Genomic DNA, 19,865 nt, shown 5'->3' on the forward strand with positions numbered 1-19,865 from the left:
TCGGGCAGGCCATACGGTGGGGGAACCGAGGCCCTCCACTTGTAGGTAACACCTACCGCGCGCTGCGCGCGCGAAGACCGCGCTGCGCGCGCCAAGAGCCGCGACGGGCGGGCCAGGAAGTCCTGCTGCGCGAGCGGCCCCCGGACGCAAACGGCGGATGGGGTGCATCGACCCTCCTTCGGCGGCGGCCGACCGGCCCACTCTTTGTCCGTTCGCACAACCGCGAGGCGGCAAGCCTAGACGTTCGGACAACAGCCCGCAGCCCTCACCGCCCTACCGTGAACGGACACCCGGAACACCCCCCGAAGACCACTGACCACGTGGCGAAGGAGCTGCTTGTGGATGCCGTGACCAGGGTCCCCGTGCCGGCGAACGAGCCCGTCCTCAGCTACGCCCCCGGTACCCCGGAGCGCGCGCAGCTACAGGCGAAGCTGGCCGAGTTGGCCAAGGAGCCCCTCGAACTGACCCTGACCATCGGTGGCGAGCAGCGTGTCGGCTCCGGCGACCGGTTCGACGTCGTGCAGCCGCACAACCACCGGGCCGTGTTGGGCACCCTGCACGGGGCCGCCCAGCAGGACACCCGGGACGCCATCGCCGCCGCCAAGGCCGCTGCGCCCGCCTGGCGCGCGCTGTCCTTCGACGACCGTGCCGCGATCCTGCTCAAGGCCGCCGACCTCCTCGCCGGCCCCTGGCGGCAGACGCTCAACGCGGCCACCATGCTCGGGCAGTCGAAGACGGCCATCCAGGCCGAGATCGACGCCGCGTGCGAGCTGATCGACTTCTGGCGCTTCAACGTCGCGTTCGGCAAGCAGCTGATCTCCGAGCAGCCGCAGTCCTCGCCCGGCGTGTGGAACCGCACGGACCACCGGCCGCTGGAGGGGTTCGTCTACGCGATCACGCCCTTCAACTTCACCGCCATCGCGGGCAACCTCCCCACCGCCCCCGCGCTCATGGGCAACGTCGTCCTGTGGAAGCCCTCGCCGACGCAGAGCTTCGCCGCGCACCTCACCATGCGCCTGCTCGAAGAGGCCGGCATGCCGCCGGGCGTGATCAACCTCCTCCCCGGTGACGGCCTGGCGGTCTCCGAGGTCGCCCTGACCGACCCGGACCTCGCGGGCATCCACTTCACCGGCTCGACCAAGACCTTCCAGCACCTGTGGGGTCAGGTCGGCGCGAACATCGCGGGCTACCGCTCCTACCCGCGGATCGTCGGCGAGACCGGCGGCAAGGACTTCGTGCTCGCCCACCCGTCCGCCGACGTGGACGTGCTGCGCACGGCGCTGGTCCGGGGTGCGTTCGAGTACCAGGGGCAGAAGTGCTCGGCGGCCTCCCGCGCCTACGTGCCGCGGTCGGTCTGGAACCGGCTGAAGGACGACTTCCTCGCCGAGGTCGAGTCGCTCACGATGGGTGACGTCACCGACTTCTCGAACTTCCTCGGCGCGGTCATCGACCGGCGCTCGTTCGACAAGCTCTCAGGCGTCCTGCACGCGGCCCGCAACGACGATTCCCTCGAGATCGCCGCCGGTGGCACGGCCGACGACACCGACGGCTTCTTCGTGCGCCCGACCGTGCTCCTGGGCAGCAACCCGGACCACGAGGTGTTCACGACCGAGTACTTCGGCCCGGTCCTCGCGGTGCACGTTTACGACGACGCCGACTACGACACCGTGCTCAAGCAGATGGAGAGCGCCGCCCCCTACGGCCTCACCGGCGCCGTGATCGCGCAGGACCGCACCGCCATCTCGCACGCCCAGGAATACCTGCGCTTCGCGGCGGGCAACTTCTACGTGAACGACAAGCCCACGGGCGCGGTCGTCGGGCAGCAGCCGTTCGGCGGCGGCCGGGCCTCGGGCACCAACGACAAGGCCGGCTCGGTGCACAACCTCCTGCGCTGGGTCAGCCCGCGCTCCATCAAGGAGACCTTCGTGCCGCCGACGTCCTACCGCTACCCGCACCAGGGGTGACCATGCTGCGCTCCACCCTGCTGGCCGCCTCGCGGTCCGGCGCCATCCGCACGCTCGTCGAGAGCACCCCGCTGACCAAGCCCGTGGTGCAGCGGTTCATCGCCGGGGACGACGTCGACTCGGCCGTCGCCACCACCGGGGAGGTCCTGGCCGACGGCCGCCTGGTCACGCTGGACCACCTCGGCGAGGACACCCGCGACGCCACCCAGGCCACCGCCACCGTCGAGGCGTACCTGACCCTGCTGGGCAGGCTCCAGGACGCGGGCTACGCCGACCGCGCCGAGGTGTCGGTGAAGCTGTCCGCGGTGGGCCAGTTCCTGCCCGTGGACGGCGAGAAGATCGCCCTGGAGAACGCCCGGAAGATCTGCTCGGCCGCCGGGGTCGTCGGCACGACCGTCACCCTGGACATGGAGGACCACACCACCACTGACTCCACGCTGGGCATCCTGCGCGAGCTGCGGCTGGACTTCCCGTGGGTCGGCGCGGTGCTCCAGGCCTACCTCAAGCGCACCGAGCAGGACTGCCGGGACCTGGCGCACGCCGGATCGCGCGTGCGGCTGTGCAAGGGCGCCTACCAGGAGCCCGCGTCCGTGGCCTACCAGGACAAGTCCGAAGTGGACCTGTCGTACGTGCGGTGCCTGAAGGTCCTGATGAGGGGCGAGGGCTACCCGATGGTCGCCTCGCACGACCCGTGCCTGATCGCCATCGCGGCGGACCTGGCCCGGGACCGGGCGAAGGACTCCTACGAGTTCCAGATGCTGTACGGCATCCGGCCCGAGGAGCAGAAGCGGATCGCCGCCGAGGGCAACCGGATGCGCGTCTACGTGCCGTACGGCGACGAGTGGTACGGCTACTTCATGCGGCGGCTGGCCGAGCGCCCGGCGAACGTGGCGTTCTTCCTGCGGTCCCTGGTCACGAAGAACTGATCACGAGGAACTGGGCAGGTCCCGGGTCGCCGTGTGCGCCCGGACCACCAGTTCCACCGCGTGCTCCGCGCGGGCCAGCCGTTCCGGTTCGGCCCGTGCGGCGCGCAGCAGCTCGACCGCCCGGTGCGCCGCCGCCAGCGCGCGGTCGAGGTCCGCGCCGGCCTCCGCGCACCGCCGCGCGTACAGCGACAGCGTCTCGGCGTGCCGGACCTCGTCGCGGTGCCCGGTCAGGTGCCACAGCAGGACCGCCATGCGCGCGCCGACCCGGGCGTCCTCGTTGGTGACCGCGCTGTCGGCCAGCCGGTGCCACGCGCCGGCCAGCCGCGCCGCCGCCCCGGGCACCCGCCGCCACGCCGCCACGGCGTCCCCGAACGCCTGCGCCGCCTCCGACCGGCGGTCCAGCCGGCGGAACAGGACGCCCAGGTCGCCCAGCGCGGAGGCCAAGGCCGGTTCGAAGTCGCGCGGGTTGACCTCGGCCAGCCGGCGCAGCACGCCGATCGACTCCCGCACCACCGCCGCCGCCTCCGTGGGCCTGCCGTGCCGCGCCAGCAGCGCCGCGACGGACCGCAGCGTTCGGGCGAACTCGGCTTCGTAGCGCGGGTCGTCGCCCGCGACGGCTCGCCACTGGAGCACCGCGCGCCGGGTCGCGTGCCCGGCCTCCGCACGCCTGCCCACGTCGAACAGCCGGGCCGCGAGGTGGTGGACGGCCTTCGCCGCGTCCAGCCGGAACAACGTGGGGTCGCGCCGGGCCAGGTCCTCGAACAGCGCGGCGGACTCGGTGACCGCCGCCGCGGCCTCGTCCCGGCGGCCGACCGCCGCGTACCGCAGGCCCAGCCGGTCCAGCGCGGCGGCGAGCCGACCCACGCCGTCCGGGTCGTCCACGCGCACGAGCCGGCACCACGCCACGGATTCCTGCGCCGCCGCGAGCGCTTCCCCGGGGTCCTCGCACGCCACCAGGCGCAGGCTCAAGTCACCCAGGGCGTCCGCGAGCGCGGGCCGGTGCTCGACGGGGTCCCGGTCGACCAGCTGCCGGTACAGCGCGACCTGCGCCCGTGAGGCCTGCACGGCTTCCTCGCGCAGGCCGGCGAGCGCGGCGCGGGCGCTGAGCAGTCCGTTCAGCTCGGCCCGTTCGGGCAGGTCCTCGGCTTTTCTCAGCAGCGCTCGGGTGAGCAGCGCGGGCAGGACGTCGCCGTGGCAGCGCGGGTCGTCGAACACTTGGCGCGCAACGACTTCCGGGTGGTCCGCCAGCACCCGCAGCGGCCCGGTGCCCGCCTTCGCGACCAGTCCGGGGTCGGCGGTGAACAGCTCGACCGCACGGTCGCGGACGTGCGGCCAGCGCTCGGCGGCGCGCAACAGGGTGTCCACGGCGTCCGGCGCGGGTGCGATGCGGTTGTCCAGCAGGGTCACGGCCAGCACGTCCTCCGCGAGGCGGCCGGTCGTGGGCGGGTTCGGGTCGACGCTGATCAGGCGGCGGACGCGGTCGACGGGGTGGTCCGCTCGGTCGCCGTGGACGGCGGCGAGGGCGGCCAGGTGCAGGTCGTAGAAGGTTTCGCAGGGCGGGGCCTGGACGTGCGGTCGAGGCCGCGCCAGCACGTCCGCGAACCGCTGGCACGCGAGCACGAACGACGTGCCGTGATCCTCGGGACAGGGTCTGAGTTCGAGGTCCTCGCTCCCGTAGTGCAGGTCGGCGGCGCGCTGGCGGGTGGCCGACCACCACCAGCCGGCGGTGCGGGCGACCAGCAGCACCCGGGCCGGACCCTCGCGCAGCACGGCCTGCACGTCGTGCCACGGCAGCAGGTCGGCGTCGTCGAGCACGACCACGCCGGCGAACTGCCGCGCCAGCCGCGTCTTGCCCACGCCGGACCGGCCGTGCAGGAGCAGCACCGACCGCGGCACGGCCGCGTCCCGCCAGCGCGCCAGCTCCGCGAGTTCGGCGGTCCGGCCGTGGAAGGGCACGACCTCGTGCCACGGGTCCAGCAGCGCGCCAGGCGATCCGATCACGGGCCCATATCCTGCACCCGACCGCGAACCACGATCGGGTTGGTACCGCTCGACCCGGAACCGCCGGAAATTGTCGGGGGTCGTCGGCACAATTCGAGTCATGTTCATCGCTCTGGTGCCGCACGCGGAGAACGCCGGTCGCCTCCGGCCGCTCTCCGACGCCGGCGTGCCCACCGGACCGGTGGTCGAGACGTCCGACCTGGCCGCCGCCGTGGCCGAGTGGGAGCAGCGCAAGCCGCGCTGGCTGTGGGCGTCCACGGCGGAGGTCTACCCCGACCTGCTGGCCCGGGGTGTGCGGGTGGAGCGGTGCCTGGACCTGTGGCACGTGGAGTCGCTGCTGCTGTCCTACCAGGGCAGGCACCGCGAGCCGCGGGGCTTGGGCGCGGCCGTGGCGCGCCTGCGGGGGCTGCCGGTGCCCGAGGACCAGGGTCCGCGCAAACGCGAGTCCCAACCCACCCTCTTCGAGCCCGAACGCGACCCGCTGCCCGGCGACACGGACCCGCTGGAAGCCGTCATCGCCGTGCACGCCGAACAGCAACGCGTGCTCACAGACCTGCCGCACGCCGACCGCCTGCGCCTGCTGTGCGCCGCCGAGTCCGCCAGCGCCTTGGCGGCGGCCGAGATGACGTTCCACGGCCTGCCGTGGCGCGAGGACGTCCACGACCGCTTGCTGACGGAGATGCTCGGCCCCCGTCCCGTCAACGGCGCGCGCCCCGCGAAACTGGCCGACCTCGCCGACCGCATCACCACGGCGTTCGGCGGCAAGGCGGTGAACCCGGACGCTCCCGCCAGCATCGTGCGCGCGTTCGGCCGCGAGGGCATCGACGTCCCCTCGGCTCGTGCCTGGGTGCTGAAGGGCGTCGACCACCCCGCGGTAGCGCCTTTGTTGGAGTACAAGGAACTCGCGCGGCTGTGGGTGGCGCACGGCTGGACGTGGCTGGACCAGTGGGTGTCGCAGGGCCGTTTCCGCCCCGACTACGTCGTGGGCGGCGTCGTGTCGGGCCGATGGGCAACCCGCGGCGGCGCCGCTCTCCAGATCCCCCGAACACTGCGCCGCGCCGTGGTCGCCGATCCGGGTTGGCTCCTGGTGGCGGCGGACGCGTCCCAGCTGGAGCCGAGGGTCCTGGCGGCGCTGTCGGGCGACCGCCGCCTGGCCGAGGTCGCCGGCGACGACGACCTGTACACCACGCTGGCGGCGGACGCGTTCGACGGCGAGCGGGGCCGGGCGAAGATCGCCATGCTGTCCGCCATGTACGGCGGCACCAGCGGCGAGGCCGGCCCGCTGCTGGCCGTCCTGAGACGCCGCTTCCCCGAGGCGGTCGGCTACGTGGAGGCCGCCGCCGTGGCCGGCGAACAGGGCCGGATGGTCAGGTCCCAACTGGGCCGCACCAGCCCCACCCCGTCGGAGGCGTGGCACGCGCTGACCGGCAACCCGGACGACGGCGAGGACGCCGCCCGCCAGTCCCGCAGAGCCGCCCGGGACTGGGGCAGGTTCACCCGCAACTTCGTGGTCCAGGCCAGCGCCGCCGACTGGACCGCGGCCCTCCTGGGTGCCCTGCGAAGACGCCTGCACCGAACAGCCCCCGGCGCCCACCTGGTCTTCTTCCAACACGACGAGGTCCTGGTCCACACCCCGGCCGAGTCGGCCGACACGGTGTGCGCCGAGATCACCGCGGCAGGGGTGGAGGCTTCCTCCCTTGTCTTCGGTCCTACACCCGTCCGCTTCCCCATCCACGCCGTCCCGGTGGAGACCTACGCGGACGCCAAATAGCGCATTGCGCCGTTCGGTCGATTGAGTCTCGGCCATGAGAGCGCTCTCATGAACGCACACCCGAATTTGTTGCCGTGCAGAACGAGTGACAAGGAGGTCACCCGCGCATGGAAACCAGCCGCCGGCGGCGCGTGCTCGCCACCGCCGCCGCCCTGCTCACCGCCGTTCCCGCCGCGGTCTTCGCCACGATGTCGGCGGACGCCTCGGTCCCGTCCACGCCACCCGGCTGGACGCTCCAGTGGAGCGACGACTTCAACGGCGCCGCGAACACCCTGCCCTCCGGCGCCAACTGGATCTTCGACACCGGCCACGGCTACCCCGGCGGCCCCGGCAACTGGGGCACCGGCGAGATCCAGAACTACACCACCTCCACCTCCAACATCCGCCTCGACGGCAGCGGCAACCTCCGCATCACCGCGCTGCGCGACGGCGCGGGGAATTGGACGTCCGCCCGCATCGAGACCCAGCGCGCGAACTTCCGCCCGCCCTCGGGCGGCAAGCTCGCCATCGAGGGCCGCATCCAGATGCCGAACGTCACCGGCAACGCAGCCCTCGGCTACTGGCCCGCGTTCTGGGCGCTCGGCTCGCCCTACCGCGGCAACTACTGGAACTGGCCCGCCATCGGCGAGTTCGACATCATGGAGAACGTCAACGGCATCAACTCCGTGTGGGGCGTGCTGCACTGCGGCGTGAACCCCGGCGGGCCGTGCAACGAGACCAACGGCCTGGGCGCGAGCCGCGCGTGCCCCGGCTCGACGTGCCAGTCCGCCTTCCACACCTACCGCTTCGAGTGGGACGAGAGCGTCAGCCCGAAGCAGTTCCGGTGGTACGTGGACGGCCAGCAGTTCCACAGCGTCAACCAGAACCAGTTCGACGCCACGACGTGGAACAACATGACCGGCCACGCGGGCTACTTCATCCTGCTGAACCTGGCGATGGGCGGCGCGTTCCCCAACGGCGTCGCCGGCTTCGGCACCCCGACCGCCGCGACCGTCCCGGGCCACTCGCTGGTCGTGGACTACGTGGCGGTCTGGACGGCCGGCGGCGGCACCACTCCCCCGACGACCACCACGACCACCCCGCCCGGCGGCAGCGGCTGGGACGCGTACGCCGAGATCCAGGCCGAGCAGGCCACATCCCGCTCGGGCGGCACCGTCGAAGCGTGTTCCGAGGGCGGCCAGGACGTGGGCCAGCTCAAGAACGGTGACCGTCTTCGATTCTCCGGCGTCCGCTTCGGCTCGGGCACGGCCACCCAGTTCGTCGCCCGTGCGGCGTCGGGCGCGGCGGGCGGCGTGAGCGGGCTGGTGGAGGTCCGGCTGGACAGCCCCACGGCCGCCCCGATCGGCAGCTTCGCCATCGCCAACACCGGCGGTTGGCAGAGCTGGCGGACCGTCCCGGCGAACATCGCCGGCGTCACCGGCACGCACGACGTCTACGTCACCTTCACCAGCGGCCAGCCCGCCGCGTACGTGAGCGTCAACTGGGTCAAGTTCGGCACCTGACCCGTGGCGGGCCGCGGATGCCTCCTCCTCCGCGGCCCGCCACCTCCACCTCGTTTAGCGTGGAGGTGTGGAGACCGGCTACGTCGAGCGCCCAGCCGCCGGACTCGCCTGCGCCTGGCGCCGGTCATCCGCCGTCGCGACGACCGGCCGCGTCGTCCCGGACGGCTGCACCGACCTGATGTGGTCCTCGTCCGGCGCCCTGTTCGTCGCGGGGCCCGACACCACGGGCCACCTCACGACCATGTCCCCCGGCACGCTGTACGGCGTCCGCTTCGGCCCCGGCGTCGGCCCGTCGATCCTCGGCGTCCCCGCCCACGCGCTGCGCGACCTGCGCGTCCCGCTGACCGAGCTGTGGGGCCGTTCCCCCGAACTGGAAGACACGCTGGCAGCGGCCCCAGACCCGTGCGCGGTGCTGGCGGAAGCCGCCCTGACCCGCCTACGCACCACCCCACCGGACCCACTAACCCAGGCGGTGGCGCACGCCGCCCGCACCTCGACCGCCGTCTCCGACATCGCGGACAACCTAGGCCTCAGCACCCGCCAACTGCACCGCCGTTCCCTCGACGCGTTCGGCTACGGCCCCAAGCTCCTGCACCGCGTGCTCCGCTTCGACCGAGCGGTCAAGCTGGCGTGGCAGGGCGTGCCGTTCGCCGACATCGCGTACCGAACGGGGTACTCCGATCAGGCACACCTGTCACGCGAAGTGAAGGAGCTGGCAGGCGTGCCACTGCGTCAACTGGTCCAGCCGTAGGCCTTGAGCGTCTTCAACGCCTCAATCGTCACGATCGGCCGCCACTCGTAGGTAGTCACCGGCGCCCACGCGGCCCAGGGAAACGTCCACCCACCATCATCCTGCTGACCAGCAGCGAGCAGATCAAGATCACGCGCCATCTCATCATCACTGAACCACCGCCGAGCCAGACTGTCCGGCGAAGGCGCGTAGTGGTGCGGCTTGTGCGTCTCCCCTTCCGCATACCCCTCAGACGCCCGCCCGTCCCCCAGATCAACCAGCCCGCGCTCCCGAACCAGCTCCCCCAACCGCGCAGCCACACCCTCAGCCCGCACCCGATCCGGCACCGCATCAAGGAACCGCACACACGCGTTGACCTCATACGGATGGGTGTCACCCAGCCCGTCGACCATGTCCCACACCAACGCCGTAGCCCGCTCCACCCAGGGATCCTCAACCCCGAACCTGTGCAGGACGCTCACAGCCAAGGCAGTCATCAACAGATCCGTCCCAGCCCCCACCTGCCACCACGGCGCCCGAGGATGCTCCCGAGCAGTCTCCAAACAGTTCGGCAACCCCCCATCCGCCCCAGCCACCCCCGCAAAGAACCCCACCGCCCCCGCCACGAACGAGGAGTCCCCCACCTCGTGCAACAGGTTCAACGCGGTGAAGGTGTGCAACGGCTGACTGGTAGGCCCCCGCCCATCAGGCTCAAGCGCATGCCCAAACCCCCCATCCCCGTTCCGGTAAGCCCCCGCAGCCGCCACAACAGCCTCACCACCCCCACCCCCACCCCCACCCCCAAACAAAAACCCAAACCGCCGCTGCTCCAACACCCGCGCATTGCGCCACACGAACACCCTCGCCGACTCAAACATGCCCCCAAACCTATTCCGCCTGCTCACACCGGTCTTGAACAGATCGGACATCCCCAGCAGGAGTAGCCGGGGTCTCCGAGCCGCGCTCGCCCTCGCCACCGCCATCACCGCACTCGCCCGCATGCCGACCAGCAACGCCACGACCAGACCAGCCACGACCAGACCAGCGGGAAGCCCACGGCTAGCGGCTGCCACCTGGGCCGCCATCCCCCAGCAGGAGTAACCCGGTCGAACCGCCGGACCGCCCTGACCTGCTGTGCCATCATTGATCGGCGGTCGGCGTGAGGGGAGCGCGAACGATGTACGACGCCGAAGGTGGGGGCGGCAAGCTCAGCTTCGTGGGCGACACGGTGGCCAAGGCACCCGGTGGCGCCGGCGCGGGCTACGTGGTGTCGCAGACCAGGTTCTTCGTGGACCCGGACGAGGCCGAGAACCTGATCAAGGGTTTGAACGCGGCGATCAAGGAACTCCAACTGGCCAAGCGCGCCTCCGACGACATCACTCAGACCCAGTCGCCGGGCAAGGACGCTTACAGCGGGTTCGCCACGCTGAAGATCCGCGAGACCGCGGGCACCCAGGAGGGCGGCTACGGCTGGGCCAACGAAAAGGCCCAGGAAGCCCTCTTCAGGACGATCCAGAACATCAAAGACGCGCTGGCGGCCTACAAGACCACGGACTCGGCCGCCGAGGACGCACTGAAGCCGAGGGACTGAACTCCTTGAACCGCATTCTCCGGTCTGTTCTCGTCGTCGGGGCTGCCGCACTCGCGCTCGCCGCTTGCACCTCGAAGGACGGCGGCACGCCCACGCCGGCGTCCACCACGGGCGGCGGGTCCACGACGACGACCAAGAGCAGCGCGAAGCCCAGTGGCCCCGGTGCGCTGGACCTCCAGAAGTTCACCGGCGACCCCTGCAAGATCCTCACCCCCACCCACCTCTCGGCGTTGGGTGGCAAGTTCGACCCCGCCGCGCGGGAGGACAGCCCCAACGGACCGGGTTGCGGCTGGGTCGGCACGGACGTGACCGAGGATTCGACCTACCGGGTCGTCCTCGTGGTCAACGGCGCCACGCTGGAGACGTACCGGGGGAACGCCAAGTCCTTGAAGGTGTTCCGCGAGGCGACCGTGGCCGGCTACCCCGCGGTCAGCTACGACACCGCGAGCGGCACCAAGGACTGCACCACCGTCATCGGCACATCCGACAAGGACGCGGTCCTCGTCCAGGCCAACATCGCGCCGAACGACAAAGCGAACGCCGGCAAGCCGTGTGACGCTTCGGAGAAGCTCGGTGCGACCGTCATAGGAATCCTGAAGGGGTAGGCCATGACACCTCCCTCAGCACCTGCCGTGGACATGGACCTGCCCGGCCTCATGCTCCTCCACATGGGCGTCGGCGCGAACAAGATCTACGGCTGGTTCAAAGACGGCAAAGGCCCCGAGCAGACCACCGACACCACCCAGCAGAACTGGAGCAAGGTCGGGAACCACCACTCCGAGGTCACCTACCTGATCGAGAAGGCCGTCCGCGACTCCGGGGCCTCCTGGGAGGGCGCGGCGGGCGACCAGGCGCGGACGTCCACGACGCCGCTCGCCACCTGGTCCGCTGCCGCCGGGGACAGTGCGTCGGTCGCCTCGCAGGGCACGAGCAGCATCAGCGACTCGTTCCGCCTCGCCCGGGACACCGTCGAGAAGCCCGTCGACGTCCCGGACAAGCCCTGGTACAACGGCGTGGTCCCGTGGGACACCGACTACGACGACGCGGTCGAGAAGAGCCAAGAGGTCAACTCCCGCAACATCGAGGTGCTGTCCGCGTACGGCAGTGCCGCCAACTCGGCCAGCGAGTCGATGCCGCGGTTCCAGTCGCCCGACGAGATGGGTGGTGGCATCGAGCCGCCCACGCCGCCGATCACGCCGCCGAAGAAGCTCCCGCCGGAGATCGACGACGGGGGCGGCGGGGACGGGGACGACGACGACAACACCGGTGGCGGTGGGGACGACCGGCGCAACCAGCCGCCGCCCGTGGTGCCGTTGCCGCCGCCGGAGGACGGTGGCGGGGACTTGAAGAAGTCGGGGCTGGTGGAGCCGCCCGTCGTGCCGCCGCCCCCGCCGCCGTACAGCGTCGACCCGCCGCCCAACCGGCCGGGTGACCCGAGGCTGCCCTACGACCCGCGCCTGCCCTACGACCCCAGGCTCCCCTACGACCCGCGCAACCCGAACGACCCGCGCAACCCCAACAACCCGAGGAACCGGCCGCAGGTGCCCACGCCCGGACCCGGTGGCCGGACGGGTGGTGGCCCCGGCGGCGGCCCAGGGGGCGGACCCGGCGGTGGTCCCGGAGGCCGGGGCGGTGGACTGGGCGGGCGCATGCCCGGCATGCCCGGTGGCATGGGTGGACCCGGTGGCGGGTTCGGGCCGGGTGGTGGCGCGGCCGGGGTCATGCCCGGTGGTGAGCGCGGGTTCGGGCCCGGTGCCGGTGGTGGCTTCGGGCCGGGTGGCGCAGGGGCCGGTGGACGTGGTGGCGCCGGTGCGGGCATGGGCATGGGCGGCATGGGCGCCGGTGGCGCCAGGGGCGAGGGGGACGAGGACAAGGAGCACAAGTCCGCCTCCTACCTCCAGGAGACCGAGGACATCTTCGGCGACGGCACGATGGTGGCCCCGCCCGTCATCGGCGAATAACTCACAGTGAATGACCATCTGGGGGGACAGTGCTGCGCACCAAGGTGGCGATCCCGGTCGTCGCGCTCTACAACGCCTGGCAGGCCGAAGGTCTGCCGACGCTGCACAACGCGCTGCTGACCGAGGTGGACTTCGACGAGGACCGCCTCGCCGAGGGCGACCTGAGCGGTCTGGCGGACATCGCGCGCGGTGGCTGGGCGGAGTTGGAGCGGCTCGGTCTGGCGCGCGGCCGGCAGGTGCACCCCGACCTGGGTCGCTCACTCAGGCTCGTCGCCGAGGCGGGCACGGAGTACTACGCGTTCTTCAACGAGGGTGACGGCGACACGCGCACCGCGCTGGTGGCCCAGTCGGGCGACCACGCGGTGCGCGTGATCTTGCGGCCGGACAAGCACTTCGTGCTCGAACCGGTGCGCGCCGAGGACGCCGTCCAGTCGCTCGTCGCCGCCCTGCCCGAGGCCAAGCCCGGCCGGGGCGGGGTGATCTCGCTGCCCGCGGACGCGTTGAACGACAAGCCCAAGCCCCCGTCGTACAACGAGGAGTACGAGCGCAGCTTCATGCAGGCCAGCCGCCCGACCGGCGCGCACGTCGCCGAGACCCAGCTGCTGAAGAACCTGCTGGCGGAGAAGCGGACCGGCGGCGGCCAGCTCTACGCCGCCCGCCGCGACCGGTTCGGCCGCAAGCAGCGCTGCGAGTCCCCGTTGACCTACTTCGACACGACCACCGGCCGCTACCTGTCGGCGAAGTCGAGGGGCGGCGACGGGACCCCGTGGATCACCGTGCAGCCCGCCGACTTCGCCACCCTCCAGGACCGGTTGCGCCGGCTCACCGACGCCGCAGCACCTCGGGGCTGAGCTCGGCCGGGCTGCGGTGCCCGGACAGGCCCAGGGTCAGGTCGAAGTCGGCGAGCAGCCCGCGCAGCACGTGCCGCACGCCGACCTGCCCGCCGTGGGCCAGCCCGTAGGCGAACGGCCGGCCGACGAGCACCGCCGACGCGCCCAGCGCCAACGCCTTCACGATGTCCGCGCCGGTCCGGATGCCGGAGTCGAACAGCACCTCGACCTGCTCACCGACCGCCGCGGCGATCTCCGGCAGCACGTCCAGCGACCCGACGGCCCCGTCCACCTGCCGCCCGCCGTGGTTGGACACGACGATCCCCTGCACCCCGGCGTCCACGGCCTTGCGCGCGTCCTCAGGGTGCTGGACGCCCTTGAGCACGATCGGCCCGTCCCAGTGTTCCCGCAGGAAGGACAGCTGGTCCCACGACTTGTCGGTGCCGGTGAACAGCTGCACCCACCGCAGGATCGCCATCGGCCGGTCCTCCTCGGGCGGCGCGGCCAGGCCCGCGCGGAACGCCGGGTCCGAGAACGGAATAGCCGTGCCGATGCCCCGCAGGAACGGCAGGTAGGACTGGTCGAGGTCGTGGGGCCGCCAGGCCAGCGTCCACGTGTCGAGCGTGACCACCAGAACCGAGAACCCAGCCTTGCGCGCCCGGTCGAGGATGCTCACGCACACGTCCGGGTCATTCGGCCAGTACAGCTGGAACCACCGCGCCCCATCCCCCGCCGCCTCCGCGACCTCCTCGATCGTGTGGGAGGAGGCGGTGGACAGCACGAACGGCACGCCCAGCTCGGCGGCGGCCCGCGCGGTGGCCAACTCGCCGTCCGGGTGCAGGATCGACTGCACCCCGACCGGCGCGAGCAGGACGGGCGCGGGCAACTTCGTCCCGAGCACGGACACACCCAGGTGCCGCTCGGTGGCGTTGGTCAACATCCGCGGCACGATCCGCCACGAGTCGAACGCCTCCCGGTTGGCCCGCGCGGTGGCCCCGGACCCGGCGGCCCCGGCTACGTACCAGAACGGGCCGGGCCCGAGCCGCTGCCGGGCGGACTCCTCCAGCGCCTCGGGGTCGGTGGTGAACGGCGGCACCTGCCCGGCCAAACCCTGGAGGTAGATCTCGTTCTGGTACCCGGCGAACCCCGTCATGCGCCCCTCCCGAGCCGACCCGTCACGTCCGCCGATCATGCTCGACCCGTTCCCCGGCCACCGCAAGGTCGCCCGAGAACCAGCGCCGGGGCAGCAGCCAGGTCAGCCGCTCGGACCGCAGCACCGCCAACGGCCCGATGACGGCCAGCAACAGCACGTACCCGGCCACAAAGGGAGCCACCCGCGAGTCCAGCCCCGCCGCCACCGCCATAGCCGCCAGGACCAGCGAAAACTCGCCCCGCGTCAGCACGGTCAACCCGATGTCCACCGCCTGCTGCCGGTCGAACGAGTGCAGCTTCGCCGCAACCAACCCAGCGCCCAGGTTGAGCACGATCGTCACCACGACCGCCGCCAACACGGGCAGCACCACGCCACCCACAGCGCTCGGATCAATGCTCAAGCCGAAGATGAAGAAGAACAGCGCCCCGAACGCGTCCCGCAGCGGCAGCACCAGCTTGTGCACCCGCGACGCCACCCCGGAACCGCCGAGCACGGCCCCCACCATGAACGCCCCGATCGCGTCGGACACGCCCAGTTCGTGCGCGACCGCCGCCCCGGTCACCGCCACGCCGACGAAGCACACGACCAGCAGCTCGTCGTCCATGCGCCCGAACAGCCTGGTCACGACCCGACCACCCCACCGGGCGATGGCCGCGAGCACCAGCAGGAACAAGAACGCCTTGCCGAAGTCCAGCAGTGCTCGCGTGCCCGAGGTCCCGCCGAGGACCGGCTGCAACACCGCCAGGTACAGCGCCAGGAAGACGTCCTCGATCACGATGATGCCCATGACCAGCCGCGACTCCGGCCGGCGCAACCGACCGGCCTCCACCAGCAGCTTGGTCACGATCGCCGACGACGAGATGCCGATGGCCCCCGCCACGACCAGCGCCTCCCGCGTCCCCCACCCGAGCGCGAACCCGAACGCGAGCCCGCCGCCGATGTTGAGGGCCAGGTACCCGACGCCGGCCAGTGCCAGCTTGCGCCCGCCGGACACCAGGTCGTCGACCGAGAACTCCAAGCCCAGGTAGAACAGCAGGAACACCAGACCGAGACTGGCCAGCACGCCCATCTCGGCCGGGTCGTCCACAAGGGACAGTCCGGGGGTGTTGGGTCCGAAGAGGATTCCCGCCACCATGAACAGCGGGATGGTCGGGAGTCCGATGCGGACACCGGCGCGGGCGATCAGCCCCGCCGCAAGGAACGCGCCGCCGACCGCGAGCAGGGCGTGGCCTGTGTTCATCGTCGAGCCTCCAGCGCGATCGCGACCGGTGCCGCCGTCAGGACGGTCGAGACGGTACCGGCGACGAGCCCGATCAGCAGCGCGGTGGCGAAGTCGGCGAGCGACCCGTCACCCAGCACCAGCAGCGCGGCCAGCACGAACAGCACGCCGATGCCGGTGTTCACGGTCCGCGGCACGGTTTGCAGCACCGCCGCCGACACCACCTTCGAGTACTGCTCCGACCGCCGCGCCCGCCGCAGCTCGCGCACCCGGTCGAACACCACGACCGAGTCGTTGACCGAGTACCCGATCACGGTCAGCAACGCCGCGAGGAACACCCCGTCCGCCGTCTTCCCCAGCCACGCGAACGCCCCCACCAGCACCACGACATCCGCAACGAGCGCCGCCACGGTGGCCACGCCCAGCCGCCAGTCGAACCGCACCGCCAGGTAGGCCAGCTGCGCCGCGACCGCGATGGCCAGCGCCACCAGCGCGTTCCGCCGCAGCTCCGCGCCCAGCGACGGCCCGATCAACTCGTTGCGCACCTGCGTGGCCCCGCCAACAGCCCGGTCCACAGCGTCACCGACCCGTGCCGCCTGCGCCTCGTCGATCGGCCCGGTCCGCACGGAGATCCCGTCGTCCCCCGAGGTCGTCACGACGGCGTCCCCGAACCCGGCGGCGCTCAACGACTCCCGCACCTTCCCGACGTCCACGGAGGACGCGGTGTAGTCGATCATCCGCCCGCCGGTGAACTCGACACCCAACTCCAGCCCGCGCACGACCAGCCCGAGCACCGCGAGCACCGCCACCCCGCCGGCCACCAACAGCCACCGCCGGGGCCGCCGGAACAGCTCGAACCCCTTGCCGGACAACCACGTCCGCACCCGCCCGAGGTCGTGCAGCCCGCTCCACCGGGGCCGCCGCTCCAGCACCGGCATGACCAGCTGCAACAACACCCGCGTGAGCACCAGCGCACTGAACAACGACGCCAACACACCCACCGACAGCGTGACGCCGAACCCCTTCACCGGCCCGGTGGCCAGCCAGAACAGCAGCCCGGCCGCGAGCAACGTCGTCACGTTCGAGTCCGCGACCGCGCTCAACGCCCCCTTGAACCCCTGCTCCACCGACCGAGGCAACCGCTTGCGCCGCGCGAACTCCTCCCGCGACCGCTCGAAGACCAGCACGTTCGCATCCACCGCCATACCGATGGCCAGCACAAACCCGGCCAACCCCGGCAGGGTCAACGTCGCCCCGATAGCCAACAGCGCCGCATAGGACACCACCGCGTACCCGCCCAACGCGAGCACGGCGAGCAACCCCGCCAGCCGATAGACGAACACCAGGAACAACCCGGTCAACGCGATCCCGATGACCGCCGCCCGCGCACTGGCCTCAATGGCCTCGGCACCCAACGTCGGCCCCACGGTCCGCTGCTCGACCACCTCCACCGGCACCGGCAGCGCGCCCGACCGGATCACCAGCGCCAACTCACGCGCTTCGTCCTGCCCGAACCGCCCGGTGATCTGCGTGCTACCCCCGACCATGCCCGTGCCACACACCACCGAAGGGTCGACCTGCGGCGCGGACACCACCTTGCGGTCCAGCACGAACGCCACCCGCCGCCGAGTGTCACCCGGTTGATAACAGGCAGCCTCAGCCGTCACCTTCTGCCACCGAGACGGCGCATCACCCTGAAAATCAACGCTGACCAGATACCCAGCACCAGCCTGGTTGGGCACAGCCTGCGCGCCCTTGATGCCCTCACCGGTCAGCACCACCGCACCAAGCCCCACCGAATCCCCATCAGGCGTCGGCTTGTCACCCGGCCCAGTGACAGGCTGCACAGCGAGTTGCGCAGTACGCCCCAGCACCTCGATGGCCTCGGCCGGATCCTGCACCCCCGGCAACTCCACGACGATCCGATGATCACCCGACCGCGCCAGCACAGGCTCAGCCACACCCAGCTCGTCGACCCGCCGGCGCAGCACCTCCAGCGCGCGGTCGGTGTTGTCGGACGTGGCCTCGGACGGGGTTTCCAACACGATCTGAGTGCCGCCACGCAGGTCGAGACCAAGGCGCGGCTGGCTGGTGAACAGGACGAATGTGGACGCGACGAGAACGCCGAGGGACAACAGCCCTCGGACGAGGAGTTCTCGCCGCGCGCTGGAGCGCGGCATGACGGGGTGACCTCCGGGGTCGGTGGTGACAGGGGTGTCTCAGAAACCGGAGGTCACAGGTGGTGCACGCTCACCAAGCGGCGTCCGCCCACCACGCTCGGCGGACACGTGCAAGGGCTCCGCCACATCGGCGAACCGACGCGGCTGCGGCCCAACATGAACAGGCGGCTGAACACCGTCAAGCACTTGGTGCTGATGCCCCTGCTGAACCGGATGCACAGTCGCCCGCGTCGTCGCCGGACTGGGCGAATGAGTCGCATCCACGGCAGCGGACAAGCCAACAACACGATCAGGCATGACAGGCGCGGCCACGACGAACCCAGCGATCAACGCCAGGACCGCCAGCAACCTAGTCACACCCCCAGGCTACCGACCACGCCTACCGATCACTCCCCAACACCACAACCGCTCCACCAACCAGCGCACACAGCCACCCGATCACCAACGGCTGCATGGTGGTCGCCCCCAGGAACAACGCAACCGTCCACCCCGCGATCACCACCGTGGACACCCCGAACAACGCCCCCACCACAGCAACCTTGGGCCGATACCGAGGCAGCACCCACACAGCCCGCCGCCCACGCACCACCAACCGCCCCACCACCACACACACCGCCACCACCAGCGCCCCGGAAAACCACCCGAGCAACGGCGTCGGCTTGGGCATCCCCGCCAGGAACAACACCAGCCCACCCGCGACCAGCAACGCAGCCACCCGCGACAACACCGGCCACACCAGTGCATGCGCCCGGCTCAACACATCCCCAGACACCTTCGGCGCGTCCCTCCGACGCCGCACAGTGGCCAGGTTCGCGTGCACGTCTTCATCCGCCGGGTCCAACCGCAACGCCGCCCGATACGCCCACTCGGCAGTCCCCCAGTCCCTCACCCGCAACGCGGCGTCCCCCAACACCTGGAACGCCCGCGCCTCGGTAGGCGCCAGGTGAGCAGCCTCCCGCGCCACCTCAACGGCCTCGACCCGCGTCTCCGGCGCCGCCGCCAACACCTCGGCCAACACCACATGACACCGCCAGTCCCCCGGCTTGCGCCGCACACACTCCCGCGCCGCCACCGCAGCCTCAGCGTGCCGCCCCAACTCACTCAACGCCAACGCCGCCAACCGCTGCGCCCAGGCATGGTCCCCGTCCAACACCAACGCACGCTTGGCAGCGTCCAACGCCGGATCAGGCTCGCCCACATCCAGATACGCCGCCGCCAACCGACACCAGGCCTCGGCATGCAACGGATGAACCACCAACGCCGACCGCAACAACTCAATGGCCTTCCGCGGCAACCCCCGTGCGGTGAGCTCCGCGGCCCGCACCACCACCGCAGCGATCGACTCGCCCATCCCACCTCCCGCACTCAGCGGACAGTGTGACAGCGCCCCCTACACACCCCCACCGGGTGACCCTCCACCCCCCAAGAACCCACCCTCCGCTGTCGTACCATCCCCACATGGAGGCCCCAGACCCGGGCTGCACAAGCCACGCAGACCTCAACTTCCTCCTGCACCGAGCAGCCCAAAAACTAGGCGCAGCAGCCCAAGAGGCCTCCCACCCCCACGGCATAACCCCCCGCGCCCAACTAATCCTCTCCGCCCTGGCGAACGAACCCCTCCGCCGCACCCAACTGGCTCTAGGCACAGCCCTGGGCTTGGACAAAACCACCCTCACCGCAGAACTGGACCGCCTAGAACGCGCCGGGCTGATAACCCGAGACCCAGACCCCACAGACCGCCGAGTCCGCCACCCCGCCATCACCACAGCGGGCCGCAAGCTCCAAGCCGAGGTAGCAACCCTCCACACCACAGCAGAAAACACCTTCACCGCCAACCTAACCCCAGAGGAACGCCACCTCCTCCGCACCCTCCTAGAACGCCTAATAGCCTCAGACCCCCGCCCCGCCACCGGCTCCTGCCTCTAAAAACCCCCGCACCATCGCAAGCTCTTCGGCGAAACCGGCAAGTGGCAGTCCGCCGGGGAGGACACAACTCAACTTGGGCTTCTTGCTTGTGTCATCCCCGTATGGCCTGCC

General features: G+C 71.3%; 16 protein-coding genes. 10 read left to right on the top strand and 6 right to left on the bottom strand.

Translation table 11 applies throughout. The features are described from left to right. Window positions 1-338 precede the first annotated feature (338 nt). Both pruA and WBN91_RS33430 read left to right on the top strand, forming a co-directional pair. On the top strand, window positions 339-1,964 hold the full coding sequence (gene pruA / locus WBN91_RS33425; RefSeq protein WP_337729166.1) for an L-glutamate gamma-semialdehyde dehydrogenase: 1,626 nt from the start codon (window positions 339-341) through the stop codon (window positions 1,962-1,964). A gap of 2 nt (window positions 1,965-1,966) precedes the next feature. Then, window positions 1,967-2,890 carry a proline dehydrogenase family protein gene (locus WBN91_RS33430; RefSeq protein WP_337729162.1) on the top strand — a complete coding sequence of 308 codons (924 nt, stop codon included), beginning with the start codon at window positions 1,967-1,969 and terminating at the stop codon, window positions 2,888-2,890. On the opposite strand, the gene WBN91_RS33435 is transcribed toward WBN91_RS33430, so the two are convergent. Beyond that, complete coding sequence (locus WBN91_RS33435) at window positions 2,891-4,891, bottom strand: tetratricopeptide repeat protein (protein ID WP_337729163.1); 2,001 nt, start codon at window positions 4,889-4,891, stop codon at window positions 2,891-2,893. Window positions 4,892-4,991: 100 nt separating this feature from the next. Between WBN91_RS33435 and WBN91_RS33440 the strand changes: the two genes are divergently transcribed. The 3 genes from WBN91_RS33440 to WBN91_RS33450 all read left to right on the top strand — a co-directional run bounded on the left by WBN91_RS33440 (window position 4,992) and on the right by WBN91_RS33450 (window position 8,915). Next, window positions 4,992-6,662, top strand: a complete 1,671-nt coding sequence (locus tag WBN91_RS33440; protein WP_337729164.1) for a bifunctional 3'-5' exonuclease/DNA polymerase — start codon at window positions 4,992-4,994, stop codon at window positions 6,660-6,662. Between the two features lie 107 nt (window positions 6,663-6,769). Then, on the top strand, window positions 6,770-8,164 hold the full coding sequence (locus WBN91_RS33445; protein WP_337729165.1) for a carbohydrate-binding protein: 1,395 nt from the start codon (window positions 6,770-6,772) through the stop codon (window positions 8,162-8,164). Between the two features lie 67 nt (window positions 8,165-8,231). Continuing rightward, on the top strand, window positions 8,232-8,915 hold the full coding sequence (locus WBN91_RS33450; RefSeq protein ID WP_337728961.1) for a helix-turn-helix domain-containing protein: 684 nt from the start codon (window positions 8,232-8,234) through the stop codon (window positions 8,913-8,915). On the opposite strand, the gene WBN91_RS33455 is transcribed toward WBN91_RS33450, so the two are convergent. Then, window positions 8,897-9,307 carry a hypothetical protein gene (locus tag WBN91_RS33455; protein ID WP_337728960.1) on the bottom strand — a complete coding sequence of 137 codons (411 nt, stop codon included), beginning with the start codon at window positions 9,305-9,307 and terminating at the stop codon, window positions 8,897-8,899. The two genes, WBN91_RS33450 and WBN91_RS33455, sit on opposite strands and share 19 nt — an antisense overlap. Window positions 9,308-10,071: 764 nt before the next feature. On the opposite strand from WBN91_RS33455, the gene WBN91_RS33460 reads away from it, so the two are divergent. The 4 genes from WBN91_RS33460 to WBN91_RS33475 are packed head-to-tail and all read left to right on the top strand — an operon-like array spanning window position 10,072 to window position 13,297. Then, complete coding sequence (locus WBN91_RS33460) at window positions 10,072-10,485, top strand: hypothetical protein (RefSeq protein ID WP_337728959.1); 414 nt, start codon at window positions 10,072-10,074, stop codon at window positions 10,483-10,485. Between the two features lie 5 nt (window positions 10,486-10,490). After that, window positions 10,491-11,090 carry a DUF3558 domain-containing protein gene (locus WBN91_RS33465; protein WP_337728958.1) on the top strand — a complete coding sequence of 200 codons (600 nt, stop codon included), beginning with the start codon at window positions 10,491-10,493 and terminating at the stop codon, window positions 11,088-11,090. 3 nt (window positions 11,091-11,093) lie between these two features. Beyond that, on the top strand, window positions 11,094-12,446 hold the full coding sequence (locus WBN91_RS33470) for a hypothetical protein (protein ID WP_337728957.1): 1,353 nt from the start codon (window positions 11,094-11,096) through the stop codon (window positions 12,444-12,446). A gap of 29 nt (window positions 12,447-12,475) precedes the next feature. After that, window positions 12,476-13,297: an ESX secretion-associated protein EspG gene (locus WBN91_RS33475; protein ID WP_337728956.1), complete on the top strand. Its 822-nt coding sequence runs from the start codon at window positions 12,476-12,478 to the stop codon at window positions 13,295-13,297. Here WBN91_RS33475 and WBN91_RS33480 read toward each other — a convergent pair. The 4 genes from WBN91_RS33480 to WBN91_RS33495 all read right to left on the bottom strand — a co-directional run bounded on the left by WBN91_RS33480 (window position 13,269) and on the right by WBN91_RS33495 (window position 19,179). Next, complete coding sequence (locus WBN91_RS33480) at window positions 13,269-14,429, bottom strand: lactate 2-monooxygenase (RefSeq protein ID WP_337728955.1); 1,161 nt, start codon at window positions 14,427-14,429, stop codon at window positions 13,269-13,271. The genes WBN91_RS33475 and WBN91_RS33480 overlap by 29 nt on opposite strands. Window positions 14,430-14,451: 22 nt before the next feature. Then, complete coding sequence (locus tag WBN91_RS33485; RefSeq protein ID WP_337728954.1) at window positions 14,452-15,669, bottom strand: cation:proton antiporter; 1,218 nt, start codon at window positions 15,667-15,669, stop codon at window positions 14,452-14,454. Further along, a complete protein-coding gene (gene secD, locus WBN91_RS33490) occupies window positions 15,666-17,828 on the bottom strand; it encodes a protein translocase subunit SecD (RefSeq protein WP_337728953.1) in 2,163 nt (720 codons plus the stop codon). The genes WBN91_RS33485 and secD overlap by 4 nt, the downstream gene beginning before the upstream one ends. Window positions 17,829-18,207: 379 nt before the next feature. Continuing rightward, a complete protein-coding gene (locus WBN91_RS33495; RefSeq protein ID WP_337728952.1) occupies window positions 18,208-19,179 on the bottom strand; it encodes a tetratricopeptide repeat protein in 972 nt (323 codons plus the stop codon). A 107-nt stretch (window positions 19,180-19,286) separates the two neighbouring features. Between WBN91_RS33495 and WBN91_RS33500 the strand changes: the two genes are divergently transcribed. Then, a complete protein-coding gene (locus WBN91_RS33500) occupies window positions 19,287-19,754 on the top strand; it encodes a MarR family winged helix-turn-helix transcriptional regulator (RefSeq protein WP_337728951.1) in 468 nt (155 codons plus the stop codon). The last annotated feature ends 111 nt before the right edge of the window (window positions 19,755-19,865 follow it).

The organism is Saccharothrix sp. CCNWYY140 (genome assembly GCF_037401995.1).
In the GTDB taxonomy this organism is placed as follows: Bacteria; Actinomycetota; Actinomycetes; order Mycobacteriales; family Pseudonocardiaceae; genus Actinosynnema.

Bases quoted from the DNA above. Each gene is read 5' to 3' on its own strand.
- WBN91_RS33430 (WP_337729162.1), top strand. From the start codon at position 1,967: ATGCTGCGCTCCACCCTGCTGGCCGCCTCGCGGTCCGGCGCCATCCGC.
- WBN91_RS33440 (WP_337729164.1), top strand. From the start codon at position 4,992: ATGTTCATCGCTCTGGTGCCGCACGCGGAGAACGCCGGTCGCCTCCGG.
- WBN91_RS33445 (WP_337729165.1), top strand. From the start codon at position 6,770: ATGGAAACCAGCCGCCGGCGGCGCGTGCTCGCCACCGCCGCCGCCCTG.
- WBN91_RS33455 (WP_337728960.1), bottom strand. From the start codon at position 9,307: ATGGTCGACGGGCTGGGTGACACCCATCCGTATGAGGTCAACGCGTGT.
- WBN91_RS33460 (WP_337728959.1), top strand. From the start codon at position 10,072: ATGTACGACGCCGAAGGTGGGGGCGGCAAGCTCAGCTTCGTGGGCGAC.
- WBN91_RS33470 (WP_337728957.1), top strand. From the start codon at position 11,094: ATGACACCTCCCTCAGCACCTGCCGTGGACATGGACCTGCCCGGCCTC.
- WBN91_RS33480 (WP_337728955.1), bottom strand. From the start codon at position 14,429: ATGACGGGGTTCGCCGGGTACCAGAACGAGATCTACCTCCAGGGTTTG.
- WBN91_RS33485 (WP_337728954.1), bottom strand. From the start codon at position 15,669: ATGAACACAGGCCACGCCCTGCTCGCGGTCGGCGGCGCGTTCCTTGCG.
- secD (WP_337728953.1), bottom strand. From the start codon at position 17,828: ATGCCGCGCTCCAGCGCGCGGCGAGAACTCCTCGTCCGAGGGCTGTTG.
- WBN91_RS33495 (WP_337728952.1), bottom strand. From the start codon at position 19,179: ATGGGCGAGTCGATCGCTGCGGTGGTGGTGCGGGCCGCGGAGCTCACC.
- WBN91_RS33500 (WP_337728951.1), top strand. From the start codon at position 19,287: ATGGAGGCCCCAGACCCGGGCTGCACAAGCCACGCAGACCTCAACTTC.